Source organism: Alkalibacterium sp. m-11, from assembly GCF_054658155.1.
This window is the reverse complement of sequence record NZ_BAAGIR010000353.1, coordinates 1-521: the sequence shown is the minus strand read 5'-3', so window position 1 is coordinate 521 and position 521 is coordinate 1. Positions and strand designations below refer to the sequence as shown.

Annotated in this window: 2 tRNA genes; both read left to right on the top strand. The window is 41.1% G+C overall.

What is annotated here, in order from left to right:
- The first annotated feature begins 53 nt into the window (after positions 1-53).
- A tRNA-Lys gene (locus ACYQ2O_RS12785) sits at positions 54-126 on the top strand.
- Between the two features lie 26 nt (positions 127-152).
- A tRNA-Arg gene (locus ACYQ2O_RS12780) sits at positions 153-226 on the top strand.
- Positions 227-521: the final 295 nt, after the last annotated feature.

Genomic DNA, 521 nt, shown 5'->3' with positions numbered 1-521 from the left:
GCCTTACAAGCAGAGGGTCAGCGGTTCGAGCCCGTTAACCTCCATAGATCCATGAGCCGTTAGCTCAGTTGGTAGAGCAACTGACTTTTAATCAGTGGGTCACAGGTTCGAATCCTGTACGGCTCATTGCAAACGGCAATATGACCATCCATGCGTCCTTAGCTCAATTGGATAGAGCACCTGACTTCGGATCAGGCGGTTAAGGGTTCAAGTCCTTTAGGGCGCGTAAGATATCAAAATACAAAGGTTGCTTTAGATGGAAATCTTAAGCTGCCTTTTTTTGATACTCTCAGGATTGACGTTGCTTCTCTCTTTTCATTTGCCATAATTGTTGGTATAATTGTTAATAGTCAAAAATAGTCAAACAATCATCGATGCCTTATAGTCAATAGTAAAGCATTATGGTGTTAAGTCAAGAGAATAGATTATAAATAGACAACCTAATTTCATAAAAAAGGGTGCACTGAACTAAACCGCCACGCATTCGAAAATACGTTCGGTTTATGTCTTCGGATAGTCGT